Annotated in this window: 1 protein-coding gene; it reads left to right on the plus strand. The window is 71.8% G+C overall.

Annotation, left to right across the window (positions count from 1 at the left end; translation table 11 throughout):
* Nucleotides 1-4,069 (plus strand): SDR family NAD(P)-dependent oxidoreductase (locus NM961_RS24415; RefSeq protein ID WP_255916906.1); only part of this gene is annotated, 4,069 nt, incomplete at both ends.

The raw sequence follows: 4,069 nt of genomic DNA on the forward strand, positions 1-4,069 counted from the left end.
CACGAACAACGCTATTCCTCCACCTTTGCCGGCGATGAATTCTTCCTCGCCGACCACCGCATCGGCGGCCGCCGCCTGCTGCCCGGCACGGCTTACCTGGAAATGGCGCGCGCCGCGGTACAGGCCGCGCTGGGCGAGGAAGGCGAGGGCTGCTTCATCGGCCTGCGCGACGTGGTCTGGCTGCGGCCGTTCGCGGTCGACGGCGCACCCGCTTCGCTGCATATCGCGCTGGACGAACGCGACGACGCGGCGATCGGCTTCGCCATCTACAGCTTCGACGCCGACGGCGAAACCCTCGTGCACTGCGAAGGCCATGCGTTCGCGCTGGCGGCGGCGGAACCGCTGCAGCTGGACCTGGCGCGCCTGCAGGCCGAGTGTGCCGATCCCGCGCCGCTGTCGGTCGAGGGCTGTTACGAGCTGTTCGCCGCGCTGGACATGCGCTACGGGCCCGCGCTGCGCGGGCTGCAGTCGCTGCAGCTGGGCGCGGGCCAGGTGCTGGCCCAGGTGCAGCTGCCGGCAATGCTGCTGGCGACGCAGGACGATTACCTGATTCATCCCACGCTGCTGGATGCCGCGCTGCAGTCGGCCATAGGCCTGCTGCTGGGCGCGGCCGGCACGGCGCGCGAGCCGCTGCTGCCGTTTGCGCTGGACAGCCTCGACGTGTTGCAGGCCTGTCCGGCCCGGGTCGGCGTGTGGCTGCGCGAGCGGCCGGCCGTGGCCGGCAGCAGCATGCGCCAGATCGATCTGGACCTGTTCGACCAGGCCGGCGTGGTCTGCATGAGTCTACGCGGTTTCGCCGCACGCACGCCGCCGCCGGCTGGCCCAGGCGCGGCGGACGACACCGGCTTCGCGGCCTCCGGTGCGCTTGCCGCCGCTGGCACGCCGCCCGCCGCGGCCGCCGCGCCGCAACCGGTCACGGCCGGGCTGCCGCAGGATCTGACCGGCGCACTGCGCCTGGTGCCGCGCTGGATTGTGGAAAAACCGGCTTTTGCGGCATCCGGCCCGGCCGCGCGCGCCGTCGTGATCGGTGCCGACCCGGCCCAGGCGCAGGCGCTGCGTTCGCACCACGCCGCACTCACGGTGCTCGACCTGACCGCCGCTTCCGGCATTGCGGAAATAGCCGCCGCCCTGGCCGCCGCGGGCACGATAGACCAGGTCTACTGGGCCGCACCGCGGGCCGAAGCAGTGCTGGCCGCGGACGAGGAACTGATTACGGCGCAGGAAAGCGGCGTGCTGCTCGGCTTCCGCCTAGTCAAGGCCCTGCTGCAGCTGGACTACGGCAGCCGGCCGCTGGCGCTGACCGCGCTCACCCAACAGGCGCAGCCCGTGCGCGCGCAGGAATCCTGCGACCCCAGCCATGCCGCCGTGCATGGCTTCGTCGGTTCGCTGGCCAAGGAATATCCGGACTGGCAGGTGCGCCTGGTCGACCTGGACGATGCGCCGGCCTGGCCGCTGCAGGCCCTGGCCGGGCTGCCGGCCGACGCCGCCGGCGACGCCTGGGCCCTGCGCAACGGCGAGTGGTACAGGCTTCGTCTGTTGCCTTGTGAAGAAATGGATTCCGCGGCGTGGTCGCGCTGGCGCAGCGCCGGGGTCTACGTGATCATCGGCGGCGCCGGCGGCATCGGCGAGGTGCTCAGCGATTATCTGATCCGCCACTACCAGGCGCGGGTGGTCTGGCTGGGGCGGCGCGAAGCCGATGCCGCGATCGCGGCCAAGCAGCAGCGCCTGGCCCGCGACGGCCTGGCGCCGGAATATCTGCAGGCCGATGCGTCCGACCGCGCCCAGCTCACGCGCGCGTACCGCGAGGTCGTGGCCCGGCACGGCCGCATCCACGGCGTGATCCACGCCGCGATCACCCTGGCCGACCAGGGCCTGGTCGGCATGGACGAGGAACGTTTCCGCGCCTCGCTCGCCGCCAAGGTCGACGTGAGCGTGCGCCTGGCCCAGGTGTTCGCGCGCGAGCAGCTGGATTTCGTGCTGTTCCTGTCGTCGATGCAGAGCTTCAGCAAGGCGCGCGGACAGAGCAACTACGCCGCCGGCTGCACCTTCAGCGATGCCTTCGCCCATTGCCTGGGCCAGGAATGGCGCTGTCCGGTCAAGACGGTGAACTGGGGTTACTGGGGCAGCGTCGGCATCGTCGCCTCGGCGTTTTACCAGCAACGCATGGAACAGCTGGGCATAGGCTCGATCGAACCGGTCGAAGCCATGGCGGCACTGGAAGACCTGCTCGCTGCGCCGCTGGCGCAGATGGCTTATCTGAAGTTGACGCGGCCTGTCCGCGTCGATGGCATGGACCTGCAGCACCGCCTGCGGATCCGGTCGGGAGACTCAATCGTGGATATGGATAGAATCGAAGGCCGTCTGCGCACGATGGCCGCGCGCGGCGCCGCCCAGCTGGCACCCGCCGCAGGTGCCGCACAGCCCGCCGCGCAGCTCGACAGCCTGCTCGCCGCATTGCTGATGCGCCAGCTCCATGACGCCGGCCTGCTCGCCGCCGGCCCCGGCCTGGAGCGCCACACCGCGCGCTGGCTGGCGCATACCCGGCGCCTGCTGTTGCAGCACGGCTATCTGCGCGAGGACGGCAGCGTGGCGCGCCTGCCCGACGCGGATGCGGCCTGGGCGGCCTGGGAACAGGCGCGCGCGCAGTGGCGCGACGATCCCGGCCTGGCCGCGCAGTCGCGCCTGGTCGACGAAACCCTGCGCGCCTTGCCGCAGATCATCGCCGGCACGCTGCCGGTGACCGATATCCTGTTCCGCGACTCCGGCATGCAGATGGTGGAAGGCGTTTACCAGGGCCATGCCGAGGCCGATGTATTCAATGCGCTGATCGCCGAAGCCGTGCTCGCCTGCCTGGACGAACGCGCCGCGGCCGCCGCCCAGGCCGGCGGCCGTGCGACGCCGCTGCGCATCCTGGAAATCGGCGCCGGCACCGGCGGCACCAGCGCGCCGGTACTGGCCGCGCTGGCCACGCGCCAGGAACAGGTGGCGGAATACTGCTATACCGACCTGTCGCAGGCGTTCCTGCTGCACGCCCAGGAGCATTTCGCGCCGGCCAATCCGTTCCTGCGCTGCGTGCGCGTGGATGCGGAGCGCAGCCTCGCCGCGCAGGGCCTGGCCGGTGGCAGCTACGACATCGTCATCGCCACCAACGTGCTGCACGCGACGCGCGACATCCGCGAAACCGTGCGCAACGTGAAAACCGCACTGAAGCGCGGCGGCCTGCTGCTGCTGAATGAAATCGCCAGCGCCGGCAACCTGTTCACTCATCTCACCTTCGGCCTGACCAAGGGCTGGTGGCTGTTCGAGGACGAGACGCTGCGCGTTCCCGGCGCGCCGACCCTGCTGCCGCAGACCTGGCACGGCGTGCTGCGCGACGCCGGCTTCGCGCCGGTGCTGTTCCCGGCGCAGGAGCTGCACGGGCAGGGCCAGCAGGTGATCGTGGCACTGAGCGACGGCATCGTCGTGGAGCGGCGGGCGGTGCCGGCGGACGTCTCCGCCGCTGCGCCGGCCGTCGCCGCTGCGCCCATCGCGAGCGCGGCGCCGGCCGCCGCTGCAACGCCGGCGGCTTCTGTCGCAGCGGCGGCGGTCGCACCGGTTGCCGCGGCACCCGTGGCACAGGCCGGCGCACCGTCGCGGGCGGGCCTGGCGGCGCGCGTGCGCGAGATCGTGCGCGAATGCCTGTGCGCTTCGCTGAAACTCGATGCCGCGCGCGTGCAGGACGAAGCGAGTCTGGTCGACTACGGTGTGGATTCGATCATCGCGGTCAGCCTGGTCAAGCGCATCAACGAGCGTTGCGGCATCGTGCTGCCGACCACGATCATTTTCGACTACAACACGATCGAGCGCCTGACCCGGCACATGCTCGACGGCCATGGCGCGGCACTGGCGCGCGCGTTCGGCGCCGATACGGCGCCCGCGCCGACACCGGCAATCCCGCCCGTACCTGCAACCGCGGCGGCCGCAGCGCCCGGCATCGCCGCCGCGGCCGCGCCGCCCGCGAGCGCACCTGCCGCAGTGCCGGCGCGCCAGAGCGTGGCTGCGCTCAGCGCGCCCGCCACTGCGGCGCCGC

The organism is Tahibacter harae, assembly GCF_024437735.1.
Lineage (GTDB): Bacteria > Pseudomonadota > Gammaproteobacteria > Xanthomonadales > Rhodanobacteraceae > Tahibacter > Tahibacter harae.